Origin of the sequence: Pseudomonas sp. BW16M2 (assembly GCF_014268865.1) — a bacterium.
Taxonomy (GTDB): domain Bacteria; phylum Pseudomonadota; class Gammaproteobacteria; order Pseudomonadales; family Pseudomonadaceae; genus Aquipseudomonas; species Aquipseudomonas peradeniyensis.
The window spans coordinates 1-237 of record NZ_JABWRI010000101.1 but is presented as its reverse complement, the minus strand read 5'-3'; the positions used below and the strand labels follow the sequence as shown (position 1 = coordinate 237).

The window sequence follows — 237 nt, the reverse complement described above, 5'->3', positions numbered from 1 at the left end:
CCCAATGGCCGGTGCCGGCAACGACGTGCGCGCGGGCCCGCGGGAACTGGCGGGCGATGTCCGCACGATAGCTGTCCTGCACGTACGGCGACAGGCCGCCGCGAATGAACAGGGTCGGGTACGGCCAGGCCGGCACGTCCTGCCAGCCGGTGATGTCATCATAGCGTTCAATCAGCACCGGCAGGTTGAAGCGCCATTCGCCGTTGTGGAAGGACTTCAGCAGGAACTGGATGACGC

Annotated in this window: 1 pseudogene; it reads right to left on the bottom strand. The window is 66.2% G+C overall.

Annotated features, from left to right (window positions below):
• Positions 1-237, bottom strand: a pseudogene (locus HU735_RS26905) (alpha/beta hydrolase); the annotation flags it as partial.